This window comes from Streptomyces sp. NPDC060064, assembly GCF_042736455.1.
Lineage (GTDB): Bacteria > Actinomycetota > Actinomycetes > Streptomycetales > Streptomycetaceae > Streptomyces.
The window spans coordinates 174,717-201,458 of record NZ_JBHWWF010000009.1; the positions used below are offsets into that span (position 1 = coordinate 174,717).

The 26,742-nt window shown below is 69.6% G+C and carries 2 protein-coding genes; both read right to left on the reverse strand.

What is annotated here, in order from left to right; translation table 11 throughout:
- Nucleotides 1–39 precede the first annotated feature (39 nt).
- Nucleotides 40–20,775, reverse strand: coding sequence for a type I polyketide synthase (locus tag ACFWDI_RS14080; RefSeq protein WP_385303772.1), 20,736 nt, complete (start codon nt 20,773–20,775; stop codon nt 40–42).
- Between the two features lie 310 nt (nt 20,776–21,085).
- Nucleotides 21,086–26,719, reverse strand: coding sequence for an SDR family NAD(P)-dependent oxidoreductase (locus ACFWDI_RS14085; protein WP_385303774.1), 5,634 nt, complete (start codon nt 26,717–26,719; stop codon nt 21,086–21,088).
- Nucleotides 26,720–26,742 lie beyond the last annotated feature (23 nt).

A 26,742-nucleotide genomic window follows, 5' to 3' on the forward strand; every position in this document is an offset into this window, starting at 1 on the left:
TTCCTCGTTGGACATGGTGACGTCTCTTCTCCTAGCGGGTCAGGAAATGCCGAATTCTCGGCCGATGAACTGGAACATCTCGTCGTCGGTGGCGCTGTCGATCGTGTCCGTCACCGACTCCGCCTCTCCGGCACCCTCTTCGCCCCGGTCCTCACCCAGGCGGGCCAGCAGCGTCTGGAGGCGGGCGCTGATACGGACACGCTCACCACCGTCGGGTTCGAGCGAGGAGAGCAGCGACTCGAGGGCGTCCAACTCGTCGTGCACACTGCGCCCGGCCCCGTCGCCGCCGGGCAGCGCGCCCAGCAGGTACTCGGCAAGCTCGACCGGGTTCGGGTAGTCGAAGATCAGCGTGGCGGGCGGCCGCAGTCCGGTCGCCTTGCCGAGCTGGTTCCGTAGTTCGACGCCCGTCAGCGAGTCGAACCCCAGCTCCCGGAAGGCACGGTCCGCAGGGACCTCCGACACACTCGCGAAACCGAGCACGGACGCGGCCTGCGCCCGTACGAGCTCAAGCAGCGCGGCCCGGCGGTCCTCACGCGAAAGCCCGGCGAGGCGCTGCGTCAGAGCGTCCGTCTCGGCTGCGGTGGTGGTGTGGGCGGTGCGGCGGGTGGGGGTGCGTATGAGTCCGCGCATGAGGGGCGGTGTGCCGGTCGATGATGCTTGGGCGCGGATGGTGGTGAGGTCGAGTCGGATGGGTACGAGCAGGGGTGTGTTGGTGGGCCATGCGGCGTCGAGGAGTTCGAGGCCTTGGGTGTCGGTGAGGCCGTTGAGGCGGTGGCGGTCTGTGTCGCTGAGGTCTCCGGCCATGCCGCCGGCTTGTTCCCAGGCGCCCCAGGCGAGGGAGGTTGCGGGGAGGTTGAGTGCTTGGCGGTGGTGGGCGAGTGCGTCGAGGAAGGTGTTGGCTGCGGCGTAGTTGCCTTGGCCTGGGTTGCCGATGACGCCGGCGGCGGAGGAGAAGAGGACGAATGCGGACAGGTTTGTGTCGGCTGTCAGTTCGTGGAGGTTGAGGGCGGCGTCGACCTTGGGGCGCATGACGGCGTCGAGGCGTTCGGGGGTGAGGGAGTTGATCAGGCCGTCGTCCAGGACACCGGCGGTGTGGATCACGGCGGTGAGGGGACGCTCGCTGTCGATCGTCTTGAGCAGCGTCTCGAGCGAGCTGCGGTCCGCAGCGTCGCAGGCGGCGATGTCTACCTTGTCCGCGCCGAGTTCGGTGAGTTCGGTGGCCAGTTCGGGTGCGCCGTTGGCGTCGAGTCCGCGGCGGCTGGTGAGGATGAGGTTGCGTGCGCCGTGTTGGGTGACGAGGTGGCGTGCGACGAGGGAGCCGAGGGCGCCGGTGCCGCCGGTGATCAGGATGGTGCCGGAGGGGTCCAGCTCGATGGGTGCGGGGGTTTCGGAGGCGGGCGTGCGGGCCAGGCGGGGTGCACGTATGGCGCCGTTACGGAGGGCTGCTTCTGGTTCGTCGGAGCCGAGGAGCGGCCACAGTCGGGTGAGTTCCGAGGTCTCGTCGAGGTCGAGGAGGACGAAGCGGTCGGGGTTTTCGGCTTGTGCGGAGCGTACGAGGCCCCAGACGGGTGCGTTGGCCAGGTCGGTGACGGCTTCGTTCGGGCCTGCGGCGACGGCGCCGTGGGTGATGAAGACGAGTCGGGAGTCGGCGAAGCGGTCCTCTGCCAGCCAGTCCTGGACGAGGCCCAGGGCATGGTGTGCCGCCTGGTGTGCGGCAACGGCCGTGTCCGTACCTTCGTACGCCGCAATGGGGGCGAAGACGACCTCGGGGATGGCGTCGGCGGTAGCCAGTTCCGCCAGATCCATGTGGGTCGCCGCGTCGATACCGGAGCCCTTGAGGAGGCGCTGGAGATGGCCGTCGGATCCGACGATCGCGCAGGAGGGCGCCGTGACGGTGGGAAGGGTGGTGAGATCGGACCAGTCGACACGGAAGAGAGCGTCGTGCGTCGCCTCGCGGCCCACAGTCAGCTGCTCGGCCGCGAGCGCGCGCAGCATCATCGATTCCACCGATGCCACTTGGGCGCCGGTCTCGTCGGCAACGGTCAGCGACACCGCATTGGCGCCATTGGAGCCGTTGGAGCCATGGGCACCGGACGGGGACAGCTTCACGCGCAGCGCGGAGGCGCCGGTGGCGTGGAGGGACACGCCGTTCCACGCGAACGGCAGCCAGGGGCCGCTCTCCGGCTGAGCCTCGTCCGAGGCTCCGGTGAAGTCGCCCAGGGACACGGCGTGCAGGGCGGCGTCGAGGAGTGCGGGGTGGAGCCCGTAGCCGTTGGTTGCGGTGCCTTCGGGCAGTGCCACTTCGGCGTAGATGTCGTTGTCGAGTCGCCAGGCGGCGTGCAGGCCCTGGAAGACCGGGCCGTATGAGAGGCCGGCCCCCGCCAGGTCTGCGTAGAGGCCGTCCGTGTCAATCGAATCGGCGCCCTTGGGCGGCCACACCGACAGGTCGAACGACGTGTCCGGCGCGTTCTCTGTCAGGAAACCGGAGGCATGACGGGTCCACGGCTCCGCAGAATCTGCTTCGTCCAGCCGGGAGTAGATCGCGACCTGACGCAGCCCGTTGTCCTCGGCGGCATCCACTGTCACCCGGAGGGCGATACCGCCGCGCTCAGGGAGGACAAGGGGGGCCTGGAGCATCAGCTCCTCGACCTGGCCGCAACCGACCTGGTCGCCGGCGTGGATGGCGAGCTCGACGAGTCCGGTGCCGGGGACGAGGACGGTGTCCATGACGGCGTGGTCGGCGAGCCAGGGGTGGGACTGGAGGGACAGGCGGCCGGTGAGCAGTACGCCGTCGGAGTCCGGGAGAGCGATGGCGGCGCCGAGCAGGGGGTGGCTGGTGGCGGACTGGCCAAGTCCCGCGGCGTCGCCGGTGGGAGAGAGCGACTCGAGCCAGTAGCGGTCGTGTTGGAAGGCGTACGTCGGCAGGTCGACGTGGTGAGCACCGCGGTCGGCGAATACGCCGTTCCAGTCGAGTGCTGCGCCGTGGACGTGTGCGTGGGCGATGGCTTGGGTGAACGTGTCGGCTTCGGGGCGGTTTTTGCGCAGGACGGGGGTGAAGACCACGTCGTCATGGGCGTCGGGGAGGGTTTCCTGGGCCATGGCGGAGAGGGTTCCGTCGGGGCCCAGCTCGATGAAGGTGGTGACGCCTTGCCCGGCCAGGTGGGTGATGCCGTCGGCGAAGCGGACTGCTTGGCGGACGTGGCGTACCCAGTAGTCGGCGGTGCCGAGGTCTTCGGGTGTGGCGAGTTGGCCGGTGAGGTTGGAGACGACCGGGATGCTCGGGGTTCCGTAGGAGATTCCTGCGGCGATGGTGCGGAACTCCTCGAGCATGGGTTCCATGCGGGGGGAGTGGAAGGCGTGGCTGACGCGGAGCTGGCGGACCTTGCGGCCCTGCTCCCGCCAGTACTCCAGCACCTCCACCACGGCGTTCTCGTCACCGGAAATCACCACGGACGAGGGTCCGTTGATCGCGGCGATGGCGATCTCGTGCTCGCGGCCTTCGACCGTCGCCAGGATTTCGGCTTCGGTGGCCTGGATCGCGGCCATGGCTCCGCCGACCGGGAGGGCCTGCATCAGCCGGCCGCGCGCAGCGACCAGCTTCGTGGCGTCCGCCAGCGTGAAGACGCCTGCCGCGTGTGCGGCAGCGAGTTCGCCGACGGAGTGGCCGACGAGGAAGTCGGGGGTGAGTCCCCAGGCCTCGACGAGGCGGAAGAGTGCGACCTCGATCGCGAACAGTGCGGCCTGGGTGAATACCGTCTGGTCGAGCAGACCGGAGTCCGCGTTGTCCGTGTCGAAGACGAGGTCCTTCAGCGGGCGCTCGAGGTGCCCGTCAAAGTGCGCACAGACCTCGTCGAAGGCCTCCGCGAAGACGGGGTAGGTCTCGTACAGCTCGCGGCCCATCCCGGTCCGCTGGCTGCCCTGCCCCGTGAACAGGAACGCCAGCTTGCCGCCCGTACCGGTCGAGCCGTCGACCAGTCCTGGGGCCGTCCGTCCGGCGGCGAGAGCCTCCAGCCCGGACAGCAGCTCCTCACGGCTCGCACCCGAGACGACGGCCCGGTGCTCGAACCGCGCCCGCGACACCGCCAGCGAGTAACCCACATCCGCCAGAACCAGCTCAGAGCCCTCCTCCACGAAGGAGTACAGCCGCTCCGCCTGCGCCCGCAAGGCGCCCTCGGTCTTACCCGAGAGCACCCACGGAACGACCCCACCAACCACAGGGGCCTCGGAAGCCCCGACGTCCACCACCGGCGCCTGCTCCAGGATGATGTGCGCGTTGGTGCCGCTGATGCCGAAGGACGAGACGGCGGCGCGGCGCGGGCGGTCCAGTTCGGGCCACTCCCGTGCCTCGGTGAGCAGGGAGACGTCACCCGTCGACCAGTCGACGTGCGGTGAAGGCTCGTCCACGTGGAGAGTTTTGGGCATGACACCTGCGCGCAGTGCCAGGACCATTTTGATGATGCCGGCGACGCCGGCCGCTGCCTGGGTGTGGCCGAGGTTGGACTTGATCGAGCCGAGCCACAACGGCTGGTCGGCGTCGCGTCCCTGGCCGTATGTGGCCAGCAGCGCCTGCGCCTCGATCGGGTCACCGAGGCGTGTGCCCGTGCCGTGCGCTTCGACGACATCCACATCGGTTGTCGACAGACCGGCGTTGGCGAGGGCTTGGCGGATGACGCGCTGCTGGGACGGGCCGTTGGGAGCGGTCAGGCCGTTGGATGCGCCGTCCTGGTTGACGGCCGTACCGCGTACGACCGCAAGGACCTTGTGGCCGTTGCGCTGTGCGTCCGAGAGGCGTTCGACGAGCAGCATGCCCACGCCTTCGGACCAGCCGGTTCCGTCGGCTGCGCCGGCGAAGGGCTTGCAGCGGCCGTTCAGTGCGAGGCCGCGCTGCAGGGCGAAGCTGGCGAACGTGTCCGGTGTCGGCATGACGGTGACACCACCGACGAGCGCCATGGAGCAGTCGCCACGTTGCAGCGACTGCGTCGCCATCTGCAGGGCGACCAGCGAGGACGAGCACGCGGTGTCCACAGTGACAGCCGGACCCTCGAAACCGAACGTGTACGAGACACGGCCGGACGCAATGCTGCTCGCACTGCCGTTGCCGAGGAAGCCCGCCACCTCGTCCGGCACTTCGGTGAGCCGGGAGGCGTAGTTGTGGTACATCACGCCGGCGAAGACACCTGTTGAACTGCCGCGTACGGATGCCGGGTCGATGCCCGCGCGCTCCAGCGCTTCCCATGAAGCCTCGAGCAGCAGCCGCTGCTGCGGGTCCATCGCCACTGCCTCACGAGGTGAGATACCGAAGAAGGTCGGGTCGAAGTCGGTGGCCTGGTGCAGGAAGCCACCTTCCAGCGCGTACTCCGACGCCGGCCGATCCGTGTCGCCGTCGAAGAGTCCGTCCAGGTCCCAGCCGCGGTCGGTCGGGAAGGGCGTGATCCCGTCGCCGTCCGTGAGCAGGAACTGCCACATCTCCTCGGGGGTGGTGATTCCGCCCGGGTAGCGGCAGGCCATGCCGACGATCGCGATCGGCTCGTCGGCGGCGTTGTCGCGGACCGCTACGGCGGCGGTCACCTCGGGCTGGGTGCCCATGACTTCGGCGATGAGGTAATCGGCGACGGCAGTCGCGTTCGGGTAGTCGAAGACGAGGGTGGCGGGGAGCCGGAGTCCGGTGGCTGTGCCGAGTTGGTTGCGCAGTTCGACTGCGGTGAGTGAGTCGAAGCCCAACTCCTTGAAGGCACGGGCGGGTTCGACGCTGGTCCCGCTCTCGTGGCCGAGGACATTGGCGACGTGTGTGCGGACCAGGTCGAGGAGGAGTGTGTGGCGTTCTTCGTGTGAGAGGGCGGTGAGGCGTTGTGCCAGGGCTCCGGTCTCGACGGTTGCGGTGTGGGCGGTGCGGCGGACGGGGGTGCGTACGAGTCCGCGCATCAGGGGCGGTACACCGGCCGATGATGCCTGGGCGCGTACGGCGGCCAGGTCCATGTGCATCGGTACGAGCAGGGCCTTGTCGGTGGGCCATGCGGCGTCGAGGAGTTCCAGGCCCTCGGCGTGGGAGAGACCGGTCATGCCACCGCGACTCATGCGGTTGGCGTTGGTGTCTCCGAGGTCTCCGGCCATGCCGCCTGCCTGCTCCCAGGCGCCCCAGGCGAGGGAGGTTGCGGCCAGGCCGAGCGAGCGGCGGTGGTGAGCCAGGGCGTCGAGGAAGGTGTTGGCGGCGGCGTAGTTGCCCTGACCTGGGCTGCCCATGACGCCGGCCACGGAGGAGAAGAGGACGAATGCCGTCAGGTTTGTGTTGGCTGTCAGTTCGTGGAGGTTGAGGGCGGCGTCGGCCTTGGGGCGCAGGACGGCGTCGAGGCGTTCGGGGGTGAGGGAGTTGATGACGCCGTCGTCGAGGACTCCGGCGGTGTGGATGACGGCGGTGAGGGGGCGCTCGGCGGGGATGCCGGCGAGGAGGGTTGCGAGGGCCTCGCGGTCGGATGCGTCGCAGGCGGTGATGTCGACGGTGGTTGCGCCGAGTTCGGTGAGTTCGGCGGCCAGCTCGGGTGCGCCGTTGGCGTCGAGTCCGCGGCGGCTGGTGAGGATGAGGTTGCGTACGCCGTGTTGGGTGACGAGGTGGCGTGCGACGAGGGAGCCGAGGGCGCCGGTGCCGCCGGTGATGAGGATGGTGCCGGACGGGTCCAGCGGTGTGGTGGTCTCGGCGATCGTCGGGCGTGCCAGGCGGGGTGCCCGTATGGCGCCGTTGCGGAGTACGGCTTCGGGTTCGTCGGAGCCGAGGAGCGGCCACAGCGAGTTGAGTTCGGGCGACTTGTCGTCGGTGTCGAGGAGTACGAAGCGGTCGGGGTTTTCGGACTGGGCCGTTCGTACGAGGCCCCAGACGGGTGCGTTGGCCAGGTCGGTGACGGTGTCGGTCGGGCCTGCGGCGATTGCGCCGTGGGTGACGAACACGAGTCGGGAGTCGGCGAAGCGGTCCTCTGCCAGCCAGTCCTGGACGAGGGCGAGCGCGCGGTGTGTGGCCTGGTGTGCGGCGGTGGCCGTGTCCGTGCCTTCGTATGCCGCGAGGGGAGCGAAGACGACCTCGGGGATCGTGTCGGAGGTAGTGAGCTCGGCCAGGCTCGAGAACAGCGGGCCGTCGGCAAAGGAGCCCGGCTCGCCGAGCACCGCCCACGTACCCGGCTCGACCGACGACAGCGACAGCTCAGGCCACTCGATGCTGAACATCGAGTCGTTGAAGCCCTCAGAGCCTGCTGTGAGCTGTTCGGTTGTGACGGTGCGGAGTACCAGGGCCTCTGCGGTTGCGACGGGGGTTCCGGTTTCGTCGGCTGCGCTGATCGATACGGCGTCGGTGCCGGCTGGCGAGAGCTTGACGCGGAGCACGGATGCTCCGGTGGCGTGGAGAGACACGCCGCTCCAGGCGAAGGGCAGTCGTGCCTGGTCCGATGCTTCGACGAAGTCCCCGAGGGCCACGGCGTGCAGGGCGGCGTCGAGGAGTGCGGGGTGCAGTCCGAAGCCGTCGGTGCTGGTGCCTTCGGGAAGTACGACCTCGGCGAACACGTCACCGCCCAGTCGCCACGCAGCCCGAAGACCCTGGAACACCGGGCCGTAGGACAGGCCCGTACTGGCGAGGTTCTCGTAGAGATCCTCAACTCCCACGGACTCGGCGCCCTTCGGCGGCCACACCGACAGATCAAATGACGCGTCTGGCGTGCTTTCTGTCAGGAAGCCGACCGCGTGACGGGTCCACGGCTCCGCAACATCCGCCTCGTCCAGCCGCGAGAAGATCGCGACCTGCCGCCGCCCGTTGTCGTCGGCAGCGTCGACCGCCACCCGGACAGCGATACCGCCGCGCTCGGGAAGAACCAGCGGGGCCTGGAGCGTCAGCTCCTCCAAGGAACTGCATCCGACCTGGTCGCCGGCGTGGATCGCGAGCTCGACCAGTCCGGTGCCGGGGACGAGGACGGTGTCCATGACGGTGTGGTCGGCCAGCCAAGCGTGCGACTGCAGCGAGAGGCGGCCCGTAAGGACGATGCTGTCCGTCTCGGGCAGCGACATCGCCGCGCCGAGGAGCGGGTGGCCGGTCTTGCCCAGTCCGAGGCTGATGGCATCACCGGCTGCGGCTGTGGCCCGCAGCCAGTAGTGCTGGTGCTGGAAGGCGTAGGTGGGGAGGTCGACGCGGCGGGGGTTGTGGCCTGTGAAGACGCCGTTCCAGTCGAGGTCTGCGCCGTGTACGTGGGTACGAGCGATGGCTTGGGTGAGGGTTTCGGCTTCGGGGCGGTTTTTGCGCAGGACGGGGGTGAAGAGGGTGTTGTCGGTGTCGGGGTGGGTTTCCTGGGCCATGGCGGAGAGGGTTCCGTCGGGGCCCAGCTCGATGAAGGTGGTGACGCCTTGGGTGGAGAGGTGGGTGATGCCGTCGGCGAAGCGGACTGCTTGGCGGACGTGGTGTACCCAGTAGTCGGCGGTGCCGAGGTCTTCGGGTGTGGCGAGTTGGCCGGTGAGGTTGGAGACGACCGGGATGCGCGGTGTCGAGTACGTCAGGCTTGCGGCAATGGTGCGGAACTCGTCCAGCATGGGTTCCATGCGGGGGGAGTGGAAGGCGTGGCTGACGCGGAGCTGGCGGACCTTGCGGCCCTGCTCCCGCCAGTACTCCAGCACCTCCACCACAGCGTTCTCGTCACCGGAAATCACCACGGACGAGGGTCCGTTGATCGCGGCGATAGCGATCTCGTGCTCGCGGCCTTCCAGCAGGGGCTGGATTTCGGCTTCGGTGGCCTGGATCGCGGCCATGGCTCCACCGGCGGGCAGGGCCTGCATCAGCCGGCCGCGCGCAGCGACCAGCTTCGTGGCGTCCTCCAGCGTGAAGACGCCCGCCGCGTGTGCGGCAGCGAGTTCGCCGACGGAGTGGCCGACGAGGAAGTCGGGGGTGAGTCCCCAGGCCTCGACGAGGCGGAAGAGTGCGATCTCGATCGCGAACAGTGCGGCCTGCGTGAATGCCGTCTGGTCCAGCAGACCGGAGTCCGCGTTGTCCGTGTCGAAGACGAGGTCCTTCAGCGGGCGCTCGAGGTGCCCGTCAAAGTGCGCACAGACCTCGTCGAAGGCCTCCGCGAAGACGGGGTAGGTCTCGTACAGCTCCCTGCCCATCCCGGCCCGCTGACTGCCCTGGCCCGTGAACAGGAACGCGACCCGGCCACGGTTCACGCTGCCAGTGGTCAGTATGCCGGACGGTTCACCTGCGGCCAACGCCTTCAGTCCGGCGAGGAGTACGTTGCGGTCAGTGCCGGTGACGACGGCCCGGTGCTCGAACCGCGCCCGCGACACCGCAAGCGAGTACCCCACATCCGCCAGACCCAGCTCAGCGCTCTCCTCCACGAAGGAGTACAGCCGCTCCGCCTGCGCCCGCAGCGCACCCTCGGACTTGCCCGAGAGCACCCACGGAACGACCCCACCAACCACCGGAGCCTCGGAAGCTTCAGCAGCTTCCACGACCGGCGCCTGCTCCAGGATGATGTGCGCGTTCGTGCCGCTGATGCCGAAGGACGACACTGCCGCTCGCCGTGGACGGTCGAGCTCGGACCACTCCCGCGCCTCGGTCAGCAGGGAGACGTCACCCGCCGACCAGTCGACGTGCGGGGAGGGTTCGTCGATGTGAAGGGTCTTGGGCATGACGCCGTTACGCAGCGCCAGGACCATCTTGATGATGCCGGCGACGCCGGCCGCTGCCTGGGTGTGGCCGAGGTTGGACTTGATCGAACCGAGCCACAACGGCTCCCCGCCCTCACGCCCCTGGCCGTACGTGGCCAGCAGCGCCTGCGCCTCGATCGGGTCACCGAGCCGCGTACCCGTACCGTGCGCCTCGACCACATCCACATCGGCCGTCGACAGACCCGCGCCCGCCAGAGCCTGGCGGATGACGCGCTGCTGGGAGGGGCCGTTGGGCGCGGTCAGACCGTTCGACGCGCCGTCCTGGTTGACGGCGGAGCCGCGGACGACCGCAAGGACCTTGTGGCCATTGCGCTCGGCGTCCGACAGCCGCTCGACGAGCAGCATGCCCACACCCTCGGACCACGCGGTTCCGTCCGCGGCGCCGGCGAAGGCCTTGCAGCGGCCGTCTCCGGCCAGGCCGCCCTGGAGGGCGAAGTCGATGAAGGTGTCCGGGTTCGGCATGACGGTGACACCGCCGGCCAGCGCCAGCGAGCACTCGCCGCGACGCAGCGCCTGAACAGCCAGGTGCAGCGTGACCAGCGAGGACGAGCATGCGGTGTCCACGGTGACAGCCGGACCCTCAAGGCCGAACGTGTACGAGACACGGCCGGACACGACGCTGCTGGAGTTGCCGGTGCCGAGGAAGCCGCCGACGCCGTCGGGGATGTCCGTCACGCGAGCGGCGTAGTTGTGGTACATCACGCCGGCGAAGACACCGGTTGAGCTGCCGCGTACGGACGCCGGGTCGATCCCGGCCCGCTCGAAGGCCTCCCACGATGCTTCGAGCAGCAGCCGCTGCTGCGGGTCCATCGCCAGCGCTTCACGCGGCGAGATCCCGAAGAAGGCGGGGTCGAACTCCGGTGCGTCATGCAGAAACCCGCCGGCCAGCGCGTACTTCGTGCCGGGGCGATCCGGATCCTCGATGAACTGGTCCTCGATGTCCCAGCCACGATCGGCCGGGAACAGCGATGTGCCGTCGCCGCCCCCCATGAGGAACTGCCACATTCCCTCGGGTGAGGTGATTCCGCCCGGGTAGCGGCAGGCCATGCCGACGATCGCGATCGGCTCGTCGTCGGTGAGCACCACGGCAGGGGCGACCGCCGTCTGCAGGGTGTCCGTACCGCCGAATTCGGTGAGCAGGAAGTCGACCAGGGACAGGGGATTCGGGTAGTCGAAGACGAGGGTGGCGGGGAGTCGGAGTCCGGTGGCTGTGCCGAGTTGGTTGCGCAGTTCGACTGCGGTGAGTGAGTCGAAGCCCAACTCCTTGAAGGCACGGGCGGGTTCGACGCTGGTCCCGCTCTCGTGGCCGAGGACATTGGCGACGTGTGTGCGGACCAGGTCGAGGAGGAGTGTGTGGCGTTCTTCGTGTGAGAGGGCGGTGAGGCGTTGTGCCAGGGCTCCGGTCTCGACGGTTGCGGTGTGGGCGGTGCGGCGGACGGGGGTGCGTACGAGTCCGCGCATCAGGGGCGGTACGCCGGCCGATGATGCCTGGGCGCGTACGGCGGCCAGGTCCAGGTGCATCGGTACGAGCAGGGCCTTGTCGGTGGGCCATGCGGCCTCGAGCAGTTCCAGGCCCTCGGCGTGGGAGAGGCCGGTCATGCCACCGCGACTCATGCGGTTGGCGTTGGTGTCTCCGAGGTCTCCGGCCATGCCGCCTGCCTGCTCCCACGGGCCCCAGGCGAGGGACGTTGCGGCCAGGCCGAGCGAGCGGCGGTGGTGAGCCAGGGCGTCGAGGAAGGCGTTGGCGGCGGCGTAGTTGCCCTGACCGGCACCGCCCATGACGCCGGCGGCGGACGAGAAGAGGACGAAGGCGGAGAGCCCCAGATCCCACGTGAGTTCGTGGAGGTTGAGGGCGGCGTCGGCCTTGGGGCGCAGGACGGCGTCGAGTCGGTCGGGGGTGAGGGAGTTGATGACGCCGTCGTCGAGGACGCCGGCGGTGTGGATGACGGCGGTCAGCGGACGTCCGCTGTCGATCGACTTGAGTAGCGTCTCGAGCGAGCTGCGGTCGGATGCGTCGCAGGCGGCGATCTCTACCTTGTCCGCGCCGAGTTCGGCCAGTTCGGTGGCCAGTTCGGGTGCGCCGTTGGCGTCGAGTCCGTGGCGGCTGGTGAGCAGCAGGTTGCGTACGCCGTGCTCGGTGACGAGATGCCTGGCGACAAGCGACCCCAGCGCACCGGTGCCGCCGGTGATGAGAACGGTCCCGGACGGATCCAGTTCAATGGCCGGGTCGCTGTCGGTGACAGGCACGCGGGCCAGACGCGGCACCTGTATGGAGCCGTTGCGGAGTACGGCTTCTGGCTCGTCGGAGCCGAGGAGCGGCCACAGCGAGTTGAGTTCGGGCGACTTGTCGTCGGTGTCGAGGAGTACGAAGCGGTCGGGGTTTTCGGACTGGGCCGTTCGTACGAGGCCCCAGACGGGTGCGTTGGCCAGGTTGCTGACGGTGTCGGTCGGGCCTGCGGCGATTGCGCCGTGGGTGATGAAGACGAGTCGGGAGTCGGCGAAGCGGTCCTCTGCCAGCCAGTCCTGGACGAGGGCGAGCGCGCGGTGTGTGGCCTGGTGCGCGGCGGTGGCCGTGTCCGTGCCTTCGTATGCCGAGAGGGGAGCGAAGACGACCTCGGGGATCGTGTCGGAGGTAGTGAGCTCGGCCAGGCTCGAGAACAGCGGGCCGTCGGCAAAGGAGCCCGGCTCGCCGAGCACCGCCCACGTACCCGGCTCGACCGACGACAGCGACAGCTCCGTCCAGTCGACGCTGAAGAGCGAGTCGATGAAGCCACCACGGCCCGCCGAGAGCTGCTCGGCCGTGACCTGGCGGAAGACGAGAGCGTCGGTCGAGGCGACCGGTGCGCCGGCTCCGTCGGCCATGACGAGGGCCACACCGTCGGGTCCGGTCGGTGTCAGCCGTACGCGCAGAGCCGATGCACCGGTGGCGTGCAGGGACACACCGCTCCATGCGAACGGCAGACCTGTCCCCGTGTCCTCCTCCGAGGACGTGCTCAGCGAAGCCGCGTGCAGAGCGGCGTCGAAGAGCGCAGGATGGAGCCCGAAGCCGCTGGTCGGGGTGCCCTCGGGCAGGGCGACCTCGGCGTAGATGGCGTCATTCAGCCGCCAGGCAGCGCGCAGGCCTTGGAACACCGGGCCGTAGGACAGTCCTGTACTGGAAAGGCTCTCGTAGAGATCCTCGACCTCGATGGACTCGGCGCCCTTCGGCGGCCACACCGAGAGGTCGAACGACGCCTCCGGCGCGCTCTCCGTCAGGAAGCCGGCCGCATGACGGGTCCACGGCTCCGCTTCCGCGTCCTCGGGCCGGGAGAAGATGGCGACCGGACGCCGCCCGAGCGCATCCGCGGCCTCCACGGTCACTCGCAGAACGACAGCACCGCGCTCGGGGAGGATCAGCGGGGCCTGGAGCATCAGCTCCTCGACCTGGCTGAAGCCCACCTGGTCGCCGGCGTGGATCGCCAGCTCGACCAGGCCGGTCCCGGGCAGCAGGGCCGAACCCATCACGAGGTGGTCCGCGATCCACGGGTGGCTCTGGAGCGACAGACGTCCGGTGAGGACGAGCGTGTCCGACTCGGGCATCGCAACAGCGGCACCGAGCAGCGGGTGCTCGGTCGCGGACTGGCCGAGCACGGAAACGTCGCCCGCAGGGACGCCCATCTCCAGCCAGTAGTGGTCGTGTTGGAAGGCGTAGGTGGGGAGGTCGACGCGGCGGGGGTTGTGGCCCGCGTACACGCCGTTCCAGTCGAGTGCTGCGCCGTGTACGTGTGCGTGGGCGACGGCTTGGGTGAGGGTGTCGGCTTCGGGGCGGTTTTTGCGCAGGACGGGGGTGAAGACCACGTCGTCGACGTCGGGGAGGGTTTCCTGGGCCATGGCGGAGAGGGTTCCGTCGGGGCCCAGCTCGACGAAGGACGTCACACCTTGCTCAGCCAGGTGGGTGATGCCGTCGGCGAAGCGGACTGCTTGGCGGACGTGGCGTACCCAGTAGTCGGCGGTGCCGAGGTCTTCGGGTGTGGCGAGTTGGCCGGTGAGGTTGGAGACGACCGGGATGCTCGGGGTTCCGTAGGAGATTCCTGCGGCGATGGTGCGGAACTCCTCCAGCATGGGTTCCATGCGGGGGGAGTGGAAGGCGTGGCTGACGCGGAGCTTTCGGACCTTTCGGCCCTGCTCCCGCCAGTACTCCAGCACCTCCACGACAGCGTCCTCGTCACCGGAAATCACCACGGACGAGGGTCCGTTGATCGCGGCGATGGCGATCTCGTGCTCGCGGCCTTCCAGCAGGGGCAGAATCTCCGGCTCGGTGGCCTGGATCGCGGCCATGGCTCCACCGGCCGGGAGGGCCTGCATCAGCCGGCCGCGCGCAGCGACCAGCTTCGTGGCGTCCTCCAGCGTGAAGACGCCTGCCGCGTGTGCGGCAGCCAGCTCACCGACCGAGTGGCCGACGAGGAAGTCCGGGGTCAGTCCCCAGGCCTCGACGAGGCGGAAGAGTGCGACCTCGACCGCGAACAGTGCGGCCTGGGTGAATACCGTCTGGTCGAGCAGACCGGAGTCCGCGTTGTCCGTGTCGAAGACGAGGTCCTTCAGCGGGCGCTCGAGGTGCCCGTCAAAGTGCGCACAGACCTCGTCGAAGGCCGCCGCGAACACCGGATACGTCTCGTACAGCTCCCGGCCCATCCCGGTCCGCTGGCTGCCCTGCCCCGTGAACAGGAACGCCAACCGGCCACGGTTCACGCTGCCAGTGGTCAGTACGCCGGACGGTTCACCTTCGGCCAATGCCCGTACGCCCGCGAGGAGTTCAGTCCGGTCAGTGCCGGTGACGACGGCCCGGTGCTCGAACCGCGCCCGCGACACCGCAAGCGAGTACCCCACATCCGCCAGACCCAGCTCAGCGCTCTCCTCCACGAAGGAGTACAGCCGCTCCGCCTGCGCCCGCAGCGCACCCTCAGACTTGCCCGACAGCACCCACGGAACGACCCCACCAACCACCGGAGCCGTAACGGCCTCAGAAGCCGCTGCCTCCACCTCTGCGATCGGCGCCTGCTCCAGGATCGTGTGCACGTTCGTGCCACTTACGCCGAACGACGAGATACCGGCCCGCCGCGGGCGCCCGGTCTCCGGCCACTCCCGCGCCTCGGTCAGCAGGGAAACAGCGCCCGCCGACCAGTCCACCTGCGGCGTCGGCTCGTCCACGTGAAGGGTCTTCGGCAGCAGGCCCTCCTGCATTGCCATGACCATCTTGATGACACCGGCGACACCGGCGGCCGTCTGTGTGTGACCGATGTTGGACTTGATCGAGCCGAGCCACAGCGGCTGGTCCGCGTCACGCCCCTGGCCGTATGTGGCCAGCAGCGCTCCCGCCTCGATCGGGTCACCGAGGCGCGTTCCCGTGCCGTGTGCTTCCACCACGTCCACATCGGCCGTCGACAGACCCGCGCCCGCCAGAGCCTGGCGGATCACGCGCTGCTGCGAGGGACCGTTGGGAGCGGTCAGACCGTTCGACGCGCCGTCCTGGTTCACGGCCGTACCGCGAACCACCGCAAGCACCTTGTGGCCCCTGCGCTGTGCGTCGGAGAGGCGCTCCAGCAGGAGCAGTCCCGCGCCCTCGGACCAGCCGGTGCCGTCGGCCGCGCCCGCGAAGGCCTTGCAACGGCCGTCGCCGGAGAGACCGCGCTGGCGGCTGAACTCGACGAAGGCGCCCGGGGTCGCCATGACGGTGATACCGCCGGCCAGTGCCAGATCGCACTCGCCCTGCCGAAGCGACTGCGCGGCCAGATGAAGAGCGACGAGTGAGGACGAGCAGGCGGTGTCCACGGTCACGGCCGGGCCCTCGAGACCCAGGGTGTAGGACACGCGGCCGGAGATGACGGAGGACTGGGTGCCGGTGAGGAAGTAGCCCTCCGTCCCCTCGGGAGCGTCGTGGGCGTCGATGCCGTAACCCTGGGATCCGGCGCCGATGAAGACGCCGCCCTGGGTGCCGCGCAGCGACAGGGGGTCGATGCCCGCGCGCTCCAGCGCCTCCCACGACGCTTCGAGAAGCAGTCGCTGCTGCGGGTCCATCGCCAGCGCCTCGCGCGGCGAGATACCGAAGAACCCGGCGTCGAAGCCGCCGGCACCGTCGATGAAGCCGCCCTCGTACGCGTACGTCGTCCCGCTTCGCTCCGGGTCCGGGTCGTACAGGTCGTCGATGGGCCAGCCGCGGTCGGTGGGGAAGGGAGAGATGGCGTCGCGGCCTTCGAGGACGAGCTGCCAGAGGTCCTCGGGCGTGCTGACGCCGCCCGGGTAGCGGCAACTCATCGCCACGATGGCGATGGGCTCGTCGTCGGCCGACGGGCCCGCGACAGCGGCCGCACGCGCCGAGTCGGCCGTACCGGCGTGGTCGGCGCCGAGCAGCTCGGTGAGGACGAGCCCGGCGACTGCGTCGGCGTTCGGGTAGTCGAAGACGAGCGTTGTGGGCATCTTGAGCCCGGTCGCGCCGTTCAGGCGGTTGCGGATGTCGACCGCGGTGAGCGAGTCGAAGCCGAGCTCGCGGAAGGCCGAACCGGGCTCGATCGTCGTGGCGTCGGCGTGGCCGAGTGCGGCGGCGGCCTGCGTACGTACGAGGTCGAGGACCAGCTCGCGCTGCTCGCTCGCCGACAGCCCGCTCAGCCGCTGCGCGAGCGCATTGCCGCCCGCAAGCTCGGCGGGAGTCTCCGACGCCGCCTCCAGGACACGCCGGACCTCGGGCAGGTCGCCGATGAAGGGACGCCGGCGGATGGCGGAGTAGGCGGGGGCGAACCGCTCCCAGTCGAGGTCGGAGACGGAGACCGTTGTCTCGTCGTGCTCGACGGCCTGGACCAGGGCGGACACGGCGAGTTCGGGGCTCATGCGCTTGAGGCCGACGCGCAGCATGGCCTCTTCGTCGCCATCGGTGCCCATGCCGCCGCCGCCCCACAGGCCCCAGGCGATGGATGTGGCGGTACGGCCCTTGGCGCGGCGCTGCTCGGCGAACGCGTCGAGGAAGGAGTTGCCCGCGGCGTACGCGCCCTGGTCGGCGCCGCCCCACACCGCGGCGGCCGAGGAGAAGAGGACGAAGGCGTCCAGGGGCGTGTCGCCGAGCAGCTCGTCGAGGTGCGTGGCGCCCGCGGCCTTGGCCGCGACGATGGCGGCCACGTCGTCGAGACCGCTGTCCATGAGCGCGCCGGTGTCGCCGACGCCGGCGGCATGCACAACCGCCGTCAGCGGCTGGGTCTCGTCGGCCTCGATACGGGCCAGGACGGCGGCCAGCGACTCGCGGTCGCCCGCGTCGCACGCGGCAATGGTGACCCGGGAAGCGCCGAGTTCGGTGAGTTCCGCGCTCAACTCCCGGGCGCCGGGGGCCTGGTCGCCGCGGCGGCTGGTGAGGACGAGATGCTCGGCGCCGTTGGCTGCTGCCCAGCGGGCGACATGGCCGCCGAGCGCGCCCGTACCGCCGGTGATGAGAATCGTGCCGCGCGGCGTCCACGAGCCGCCGGCCGAGTCGGCGAGCGACGCCCGTACGAGACGACGGCCGAAGATCCCGGTCGAACGAATCGCGAGCTCGTCCTCCGCGTCGAGACCGGCCAGAACGTCGGTGAAGCGGGCGAGCGCGGGAGCATCGATCGTCTCGGGCAGATCGACCAGACCACCCCAACGGTTCGGGTGCTCGAGCCCGGCCACCCTGCCCAGGCCCCAGACCTGGGCCTGCGCAGGGTCGGCCGCCCGGTCCGACCGGCCGACCGACACGCCGCCGCGGCCGGCGAGCCACAGCGGTGCCTCGACCCCGGAGTCACCGAGGGCCTGAACGAGCTCGAGCGTCCCGGCGAGCCCCGAAGCCACATAGGGGTGGCTGGGGTGCGGATCGGTATCGAGCGCGAGCAGCGAGAGCACACCACTGAGGGCACGGTCGCCCACGGCTTCACGGATCCGCTCGGCGAGCGACGCGCGGTCCGTGTCGGCCGCGCTCCACTCCACCCGTACGGTCGTGACACCGCGGCCGGTCAGAGCCTGCTCGGCCGCGGGCACCCACGCGTGGGTGTTGTCCCCGGCCGGAACCACCAGGAGCCAGGTGCCGGAAAGGCGCTTCGCCGGCGCGATGGACAGAGGCTTCCAGGTGACGCGGTATCGCCAGGCGTCGACGGTGTTCTTCTGCCGGTTCTGGCGACGCCAGGTCGACAGAACCGGCAGTGCCGCTTCGAGCCACTCGGGCTCGACCTCGCCGTCGAAGTCGAGCGCGGCGGCCAGCGCGGCCGTGTCCTCGCGCTCGACGGCCTCCCAGAAGCGCGTCTCCTCGGGGGCAGCGGCGTGGGCGGCCGCCGACTCCATGGGCTCTGCGGCTTCGAGCCAGTAGCGCTGGTGCTGGAAGGCGTAGGTGGGGAGGTCGACGCGGCGGGGGTTGTGGCCCGCGTACACGCCGTTCCAGTCGAGTGCTGCGCCGTGGACGTGTGTCTGGGCGATGGCTTGGGTGAACGTGTCGGCTTCAGGGCGGTTTTTGCGCAGGACGGGGGTGAAGAGGGTGTTGTCGGTGTCGGGGAGGGTTTCCTGGGCCATGGCGGAGAGAGTTCCGTCGGGGCCCAGCTCGACGAAGGACGTCACACCTTGCTCAGCCAGGTAGGTGATGCCGTCGGCGAAGCGGACTGCTTGGCGGACGTGGCGTACCCAGTAGTCGGCGGTGCCGAGGTCTTCGGGTGTGGCGAGTTGGCCGGTGAGGTTGGAGACGACCGGGATGCTCGGGGTTCCGTAGGAGATTCCTGCGGCGATGGTGCGGAACTCCTCCAGCATGGGTTCCATGCGGGGGGAGTGGAAGGCGTGGCTGACGCGGAGCTTTCGGACCTTGCGGCCCTGCTCCCGCCAGTACTCCAGCACCTCCACGACAGTGTTCTCGTCACCGGAAATCACCACGGACGAGGGTCCGTTGATCGCGGCGATGGCGATCTCGTGCTCCCGGCCTTCCAGCAGCGGAAGAATCTCCGCCTCGGTGGCCTGGATCGCGGCCATGGCTCCACCGGCCGGGAGGGCCTGCATCAGCCGGCCGCGTGCAGCGACCAGCTTCGTGGCGTCCGCCAGGGTGAAGACGCCTGCCGCGTGTGCGGCAGCCAGCTCACCGACCGAGTGGCCGACGAGGAAGTCCGGGGTCAGTCCCCACGCCTCCACCAGTCGGAAGAGTGCGACCTCGACCGCGAACAGTGCGGCCTGCGTGAACACCGTCTGGTCCAGCAGACCAGAGTCCGCGTTGTCCGCGTCGAAGACGAGGTCCTTCAGCGGGCGCTCGAGGTGCCCGTCAAAGTGCGCACAGACCTCGTCGAAGGCCTCAGCGAACACCGGATACGTCTCGTACAGCTCCCGGCCCATCCCGGCCCGCTGACTGCCCTGCCCCGTGAACAGGAACGCCAGCTTGCCGCCCGCGCTCGCGGCAGCCGAACCCTCCACAACCCCCGGAGCGACCCGCCCGGCAGCGACAGCTTCCAGCCCGGCCAGCAGCTCCTCACGGCTCGCGCCCGAGACGACCGCCCGGTGCTCGAACCGCGCCCGCGACACCGCAAGCGAGTAACCCACATCCGCCGGTCCGAGGCCCAGCCGCCCGGCGAGGAACGAGGCCAGGCGCTCGGACTGCGCCCGCAGCGCGGCCTCGGTCCTGCCCGAGACCACCCATGACACGGGGGCGTTCGCCTCGTGCGTCCCGGCGGGGGGCTCCTCCGCGGGAAGCTCGGCCGCCGCCTGCTCCAGGATGATGTGCGCGTTCGTACCGCTGATGCCGAACGAGGACACCGCGGCCCGCCGCGGACGCCCGGTCTCCGGCCACTCCCGCGCCTCGGTCAGCAGAGAGACGGCGCCCGCCGTCCAGTCGACCTTGGTGGAGGGGTTGTCGATGTGCAGAGTCTTCGGCATGACGCCGTTGCGCAACGCCATCACCATTTTGATGATGCCGCCGGCGCCCGCGGCGGCCTGCGTGTGACCGACGTTGGACTTGAAGGAGCCGATCCACAGCGGCTGGTCGGCCGGGCGTTCCTGGCCGTAGGTGTTGATGAGTGCCTGGGCCTCGATGGGGTCACCGAGCGTGGTGCCCGTGCCGTGTGCCTCGACGACGTCGATCTGGTCGGAGGAAAGCTGGGCATTGTCGAGCGCCTGGCGGATGACGCGCTGCTGGGAGGGGCCGTTGGGCGCGGTGAGGCCGCTGCTCGCGCCGTCCTGGTTGACGGCGGAGCCGCGTACGACCGCGAGCACCTTGTGGCCGTTGCGCTCGGCGTCCGACAGCCGCTCGACGAGGAGCATGCCCACGCCCTCGGCGAAGCCGGCGCCGTCCGCCAGGTCGGAGAAGGCCTTGCAGCGGCCGTCGGGCGAGAGGCCGCCCTGGCGGGCGAGGTCGATGAAGGCCTCGGGGGTCGACATGACCGTGGTGCCGCCGGCGAGGGCCATGGTGCACTCGCCGTTGCGCAGCGCCTGGACGGCCAGGTGCAGTGTCACCAGCGAGGAGGAGCAGGCAGTGTCGACGGACACGGCCGGGCCTTCGAGACCGAGGGTGTAAGAGATGCGTCCCGAGGTGACGCTGTATGCGTTGCCGGTGCTGAGATATCCCTCGACGCCATCGGGGATTCGGTCGAGCCGGGTGGCGTAGTCCTGGTACATCACGCCCGCGAATACACCGGTCTTGCTGCCGCGCATCGCGTGCGGGTCAATTCCGGCGTGCTCGAAGGCTTCCCAGGCGACTTCCAGCAGCAGTCGCTGCTGCGGGTCCATGGCCAGCGCCTCGCGCGGGGAAATTCCAAAGAACGAGGGGTCGAACTGTGCGGCGTCGTAAAGGAATCCGCTCTCGCGGTTGTAGAAAGTGCCCGGCTTTTCGCGGTCGGGGCTGTAGAGCCGCTCGATGTCCCAGCCGCGGTCGGTGGGAAGGTCGGACACGGCGTCCCGGCCGTCGGCGACCATCTGCCACAACTCCTCCGGGGAGTTGGCGCCACCCGGATAACGGCAGCTCATGCCCACGATCGCAATGGGCTCGTGCGCCCGCGAGTCAGCCTCGCTCAACAGCTGCCTCGTCTGCTGCAGATCGGCCATTACCCGCTTGAGGTAGTCGCGAAGCTTCTGCTCATTCTGCATCTAAAGCAACCTCTTGAGGACGGACAGCACATTGGCACCTGGGCAATACATGAGATCGCGCCGCACGCGAAACCCCGGCGGAAGCCTTTTTGCGACGGGACTCCCCGGCTGGGAGACCCATTCGGCGATGCCTCGAACCGGCTAGGGATGAGCACGGCGACACATCGACATGACTTCACATACGACGCTAGGAGATAGCCACCCGACGCGGCACCCCTAACCTTCCCTAAGCGCCCCCCTACGCCCCCCAGGGCCGGCCACACTCCTTTGGGGAGGTGACCGGCCCTGGGGGCGGAGGGAATTGCTTTGGTCAGGACAGACCGAGCTCCTGGTCGATCATGGCGAACATCTCGTCGTCGCTCGCCGATGTGAGGTCCGTGGCCACGGTCGCCGCGCTGCCGCCCAAGACGACCGAGCGGCCGAGCGTGGCCAGCAGAGCCTGGAGCCGGTTGACGACCTTGTCGCGGTCCTCGTCGGACAGATCGGCGGCGGAGACTGTGGCCTCGAGACGGCCGAGATCGGCGTGGACGGGGGTGGCTCCCGGACCCGCGGCATCGGCGGAGAACTGGGTGCCGAGATACTTCGCCACCGCGCCCGCCGACGGGTAGTCGAAGATCAGGGTCGCGGGCAGCCGCAGACCGGTTGCGCCATTGAGCCGGTTGCGCAGCTCCAGGGCGGTCAGCGAGTCGACGCCGAGGTCCAGGAAGCCGCGGCCCGGCTCGACCTGCCTGTTTCCGGTGAAGCCCAGCACCTTGGCGACGTTCAACTGCACCAGTTCCAGCAGCACTTCGGCCTGCTTCTCATCGGCGAGCCCCGAGAGCCGCTGCGCGAGCGAACTGCCCTGCGGTTCCGCGTCCGCCGCGGCCGACGCCGCACGCCGCACCGGGACCTTGACCAGCCGGTCGAGCAGAGCGGTGAGTTCACCGGACGAGGCCTGGGCACGCAAGCGGGGGAAGTCGAGCCGTACGGGTACGGAGACGGCCTCCCCGGTGGCCAGCGCGGCGTCGAACAGCGCCAGCCCCTCGGTGGAGGAGATCGTGGCCAGGCCCGAGCCGGTGATTCGCTGTACGTCGCCGGCGGCGAGGTTCGCGGTCAGGTCACTGCGCTGCTCCCACAGACCCCAGGCCAGTGAGTGGGCGGTGAGGCCCGCGGCCCTGCGGTGCCGCGCGAGAGCGTCGAGGAACACGTTCGCCGCGGCATAGTTCGCCTGACCGGGGCCGCCGAAGACGCCCGCGGCCGAGGAGAAGAGCACGAACGCGGCCAGCTCGAGGCCCTGCGTCAGCAGATGCAGGTTCACCGCCGCGTCGACCTTCGGCCGCATGACCGCTTCGAGACGTTCGGGGGTGAGCGAGCCGACTACACCGTCGTCGAGCGTGCCCGCCGTATGCACGACGGCGGTCAGCGGACGGTCCGCGGGTACGGCGGCCAGCAGGGCCGCCAGAGCCTCCCGGTCCGCGGCGTCGCACGCGGCGACAGTCGCCTCGGCCCCGAGCCCGGCGAGCTCCGCCACCAGCTCGGTGACACCCGCGGCCTCGGTCCCGCGGCGACTTGCCAGCAGTAGATGGCGGGCGCCGTACTCGGTCACCAGATGACGTGCCATCAGCGCACCGAGCGTGCCGGTACCGCCGGTGATCAGGACCGTGCCCTCGGGATTGAGCTTCGGGCGGGCAGGCTCGGCAGGTGCCTCGGTCCTGGCGAGTTTCGGCACATACAGAGCGTCGCCGCGCACGGCGAGCTCGGGCTCCTTCGAGACGGCCGCCGCCGACAGCACGTCACGCGTCACGGTGTCCGCGCCGGCCGGGTCGAGGTCGAGGAGAACGAACTGCCCCGGGTTCTCGGCCTCGGCCGAGCGGACCAGACCCCATAGGGGTGCGTGCACAAGGTCGGTGGGCGCTGCGTCAGCACGCCCAGCCGTAGCGCTCCGGGTGATCAGGACGAGCCGCGACCTGCCGAACCGCTCGTCGGCCAGCCACGCCCGTACGGTCTCCAACGCCCGTACGGAAGCGGCGCGAGCGCCCTCCGCCAGACCTGTGAGGTCCTCTGCAGCGATCGGCGCGAAGGGCAGGAAGACGATCTCGGGCACGGGCGCGCCCGCATCGACGGCAGCCGCGAGATCGGCGAGGTCCGGATGGATCGCCAACTCCGCCGCGCCGACGTCGGCGCCCTTCAGTACGCCGTGCAGGCCGAACTCGTCGCCTCCCAAGGCTGCCCACTGCCCGCCGGCGGACGCGGTCGGTGCCGCCGGAACACTCGGGGCCTTCACCCAGTCGACGTGGAACAACGACTCGTGCCACGCGCCACCCGCCGAAGACAACTGCCGTGCTGATACGGGACGCGTCGCCAGGCCCGCCACGGAGACGACGGGGGCGCCGGTGGTGTCGGCGGCCGCCAGCGTGATCCGCCGGTCGCTGTCGACACTGAGCCGTACGCGCAGATGGGAGGCGCCCTCGGCGTGGAAGCTGACGCCGGCCCACGAGAACGGGAGCCGCACCTCGGCTTCGTCACCCCCGCCGCCGTTCTGCGCGGCGTGGTTGGCGCCGACAATAACGGCGTGCAACGCGGCGTCGAGGAGCGCGGGATGCACGGCGAACCCGTCGGTGCCGGTGCCCGAGGCCAGCTCCACCTCGGCGAAGATCTCCTCGCCGCGCACCCAGACCGAGCGCAGGCACTGGAAGGTGGGCCCGTACTCGTAGCCCTGCTCGATCAGCCCCTCGTACAGGCCGTCGAGCACGACCTCCTCGCCCCCGGCCGGCGGCCAGGACATCAGGTCGGCATCCACGGTCGCCACGGTCGCGGCGAGCGTGCCCACAGCATGTGGCGTCCACGGCTCGTCGACGGCGTTGTCCGGGCGTGAGTAGATACCGACCGTGCGGCGTTGCGACGAGTCGGGGGCGCCCACGACAACCTGCAACTGCAGCGCCCCCGCCTCCGGCAGCATGAGCGGAGCCTGAATCGTGAGCTCTTCGACCTGGCCGTAACCGACCTGGTCGCCGGCGTGGATCGCGAGCTCGACCAGCCCGGTGCCGGGCAGGAGAACGGTGCCCATGACGGCGTGGTCGGCCAGCCACGGGTGCGTACGGAGGGAGACCCGGCCGGTGAGCAGCAAGCTGTCGGAGTCGGCAGGGGTGACGGCGGCTCCGAGCAGTGCGTGCTCGCTCTGTACGAGGCCCAGGCCGGCGGCGTCATGGGCGGAGGCGGGGCCTTCGAGCCAGTAGTGGTCGTGTTGGAAGGCGTAGGTGGGGAGGTCGACGTGGCGGGGGTTGTGGCCCGCGTACACGCCGTTCCAGTTCAGGTCCGCGCCGTGTACGTGTGTGTGGGCGATGGCTTGGGTGAGGGTTTGGGCTTCGGGGCGGTTTTTGCGCAGGACGGGGGTGAAGAGGGTGTTGTCGGTGTCGGGGAGGGTTTCCTGGGCCATGGCGGAGAGAGTTCCGTCGGGGCCCAGCTCGACGAAGGACGTCACACCTTGCTCAGCCAGGTAGGTGATGCCGTCGGCGAAGCGGACTGCTTGGCGGACGTGTCGTACCCAGTAGTCGGCGGTGCCGAGGTCCTCGGGTGTGGCGAGTTGGCCGGTGAGGTTGGAGACGACCGGGATGCTCGGGGTTCCGTAGGAGATTCCTGCGGCGATGGTGCGGAACTCCTCCAGCATGGGTTCCATGCGGGGGGAGTGGAAGGCGTGGCTGACGCGGAGCTGGCGGACCTTGCGGCCCTGCTCCCGCCAGTACTCCAGCACCTCCACCACAGCGTTCTCGTCACCGGAAATCACCACGGACGAGGGTCCGTTGATCGCAGCGATCGCGATCTCCGTCTCCCGGCTTTCGACCGTCGTCAGGATTTCGGCTTCGGTGGCCTGGATCGCGGCCATGGCTCCGCCGGCCGGGAGGGCCTGCATCAGCCGGCCGCGTGCAGCGACGAGCTTCGTGGCGTCCGCCAGGGTGAAGACGCCTGCTGCGTGGGCGGCAGCGAGTTCGCCGACGGAGTGGCCGACGAGGAAGTCGGGGGTGAGTCCCCAGGCCTCGACGAGGCGGAAGAGTGCGATCTCGATCGCGAACAGTGCGGCCTGGGTGAACACTGTCTGGTCCAGCAGACCGGAGTCCGCGTTGTCCGTGTCGAAGACGAGGTCCTTCAGCGGGCGCTCGAGGTGCCCGTCAAAGTGCGCACAGACCTCGTCGAAGGCGTCAGCGAACACCGGATACGCCTCGTACAGCTCCCTGCCCATCCCGACCCGCTGGCTGCCCTGCCCCGTGAACAGGAACGCCAACCGGCCACGGCCTATGTTCCCGGCGGTCACCGCACCCGACAGATCGCCGGTGGCCAACGCCCGTACGCCCGCGAGGAGTTCAGTCCGGTCAGTGCCGGTGACGACGGCCCGGTGCTCGAACCGCGCCCGGGACACCGCCAGCGAGTACCCCACATCCGCCAGACCCAGCTCAGACCGCTCGTCGACGAACGCTGCAAGCCGTGCCGCCTGCGCCCGCAGCGCGTCCTCGGACTTGCCGGAGAGCACCCACGGAACGACCCCACCGACAACAGGAACTTCGGAAGTCGGCTCGGCCTCGACGGTCGGCGCCTGCTCCAGGATTACGTGTGCATTCGTACCGCTGAGGCCGAACGACGAGACGCCTGCCCGGCGCGGACGTCCGACCTCGGGCCACTCCCGTGCCTCGGTCAGCAGCTGGACATCGCCCGCCGACCAGTCGATCTTTCGCGAAGGCTCGTCGACATGAAGGGTCTTGGGCATGATGCCGTTGCGCAGTGCCATGACCATCTTGATGACGCTGACGACGCCCGCAGCGGCCTGCGTATGGCCAAGGTTGGACTTGATCGAGCCGAGCCACAGCGGCTCCGCCCCCTCGCGCCCCTGCCCATAAGTGGCGATGAGGGCCTGCGCCTCGATGGGATCGCCGAGCGTGGTCCCGGTGCCGTGCGCCTCGACCACGTCGACTTCCGCGGTCGTCAGCCGGGCGTCCGCAAGAGCCTGGCGGATCATGCGCTGCTGGGAAGGGCCGTTGGGGGCGGTGAGGCCGTTGGACGCACCGTCCTGGTTGACGGCAGAACCGCGCATCACGGCAAGGATGTTGTGGCCGTTGCGCTGCGCGTCCGAAAGCCGCTCCAGGAGCAGCATCCCCACGCCCTCGCCCCAGATCGTGCCGTCCGCGGCATCGGCGAACGCCTTGATACGGCCGTCCGTCGCGAGTCCGCGCTGCCGGGCGAAGTCGGTGAAGGAGATGGGGGTCGCCTGGACCTGGGCCCCGCCGGCGAGCGCGAGCGTGCAGTCGCCGCGCCGCAGCGCCTGTGCGGCGAGATGCAGCGAAACCAGGGACGACGAGCATGCTGTGTCCAGCGTGATCGCGGGCCCCTGGAGGCCGAGGCTGTAGGCGATTCGGCCCGAGGCGACGCTGTTGACATTTCCATTGGAAAGGAACGGCTCGATATCGGCCGGTACGGTCGGGAGAATGCAGCCGTACTCGTTGTGGATCATCCCCAGATACACGCCGGTCGAACTGCCCTTGAGCGAGTTGGGGTCGATCCCCGCACGCTCGAAGACCTCCCACGACGTTTCAAGGACGAGCCGCTGCTGGGGGTCCATCGCGACGGCCTCGCGCGGCGAGATTCCGAAGAACGCGGGGTCGAATGCGTCGGCGTCCTCGATGAAACCGCCTTGGTGCACGTACGTCGTGCCGGGGCGGTCGGGGTCCGGGTCGTACAGCGAATCCAGTTCCCAGCCACGGCCCTTGGGGAAATCGGAGATCGCGTCGACCCCGTCCGCCACCAGCTGCCACAGGTCCTCGGGTGAGGTCACTCCGCCGGGGAAGCGGCAGGCCATACCCACGATCGCGATCGGCTCGTGCTCCGCTTCCTCGACCTCGACCAGGCGATGACGAGTTCGGCGCAGCTCGGCCGTCACGAACTTGAGATTTTCCAGAAGTTTCTCGTCCTGCGCCATCACATATCACCTATCGAAGTCAA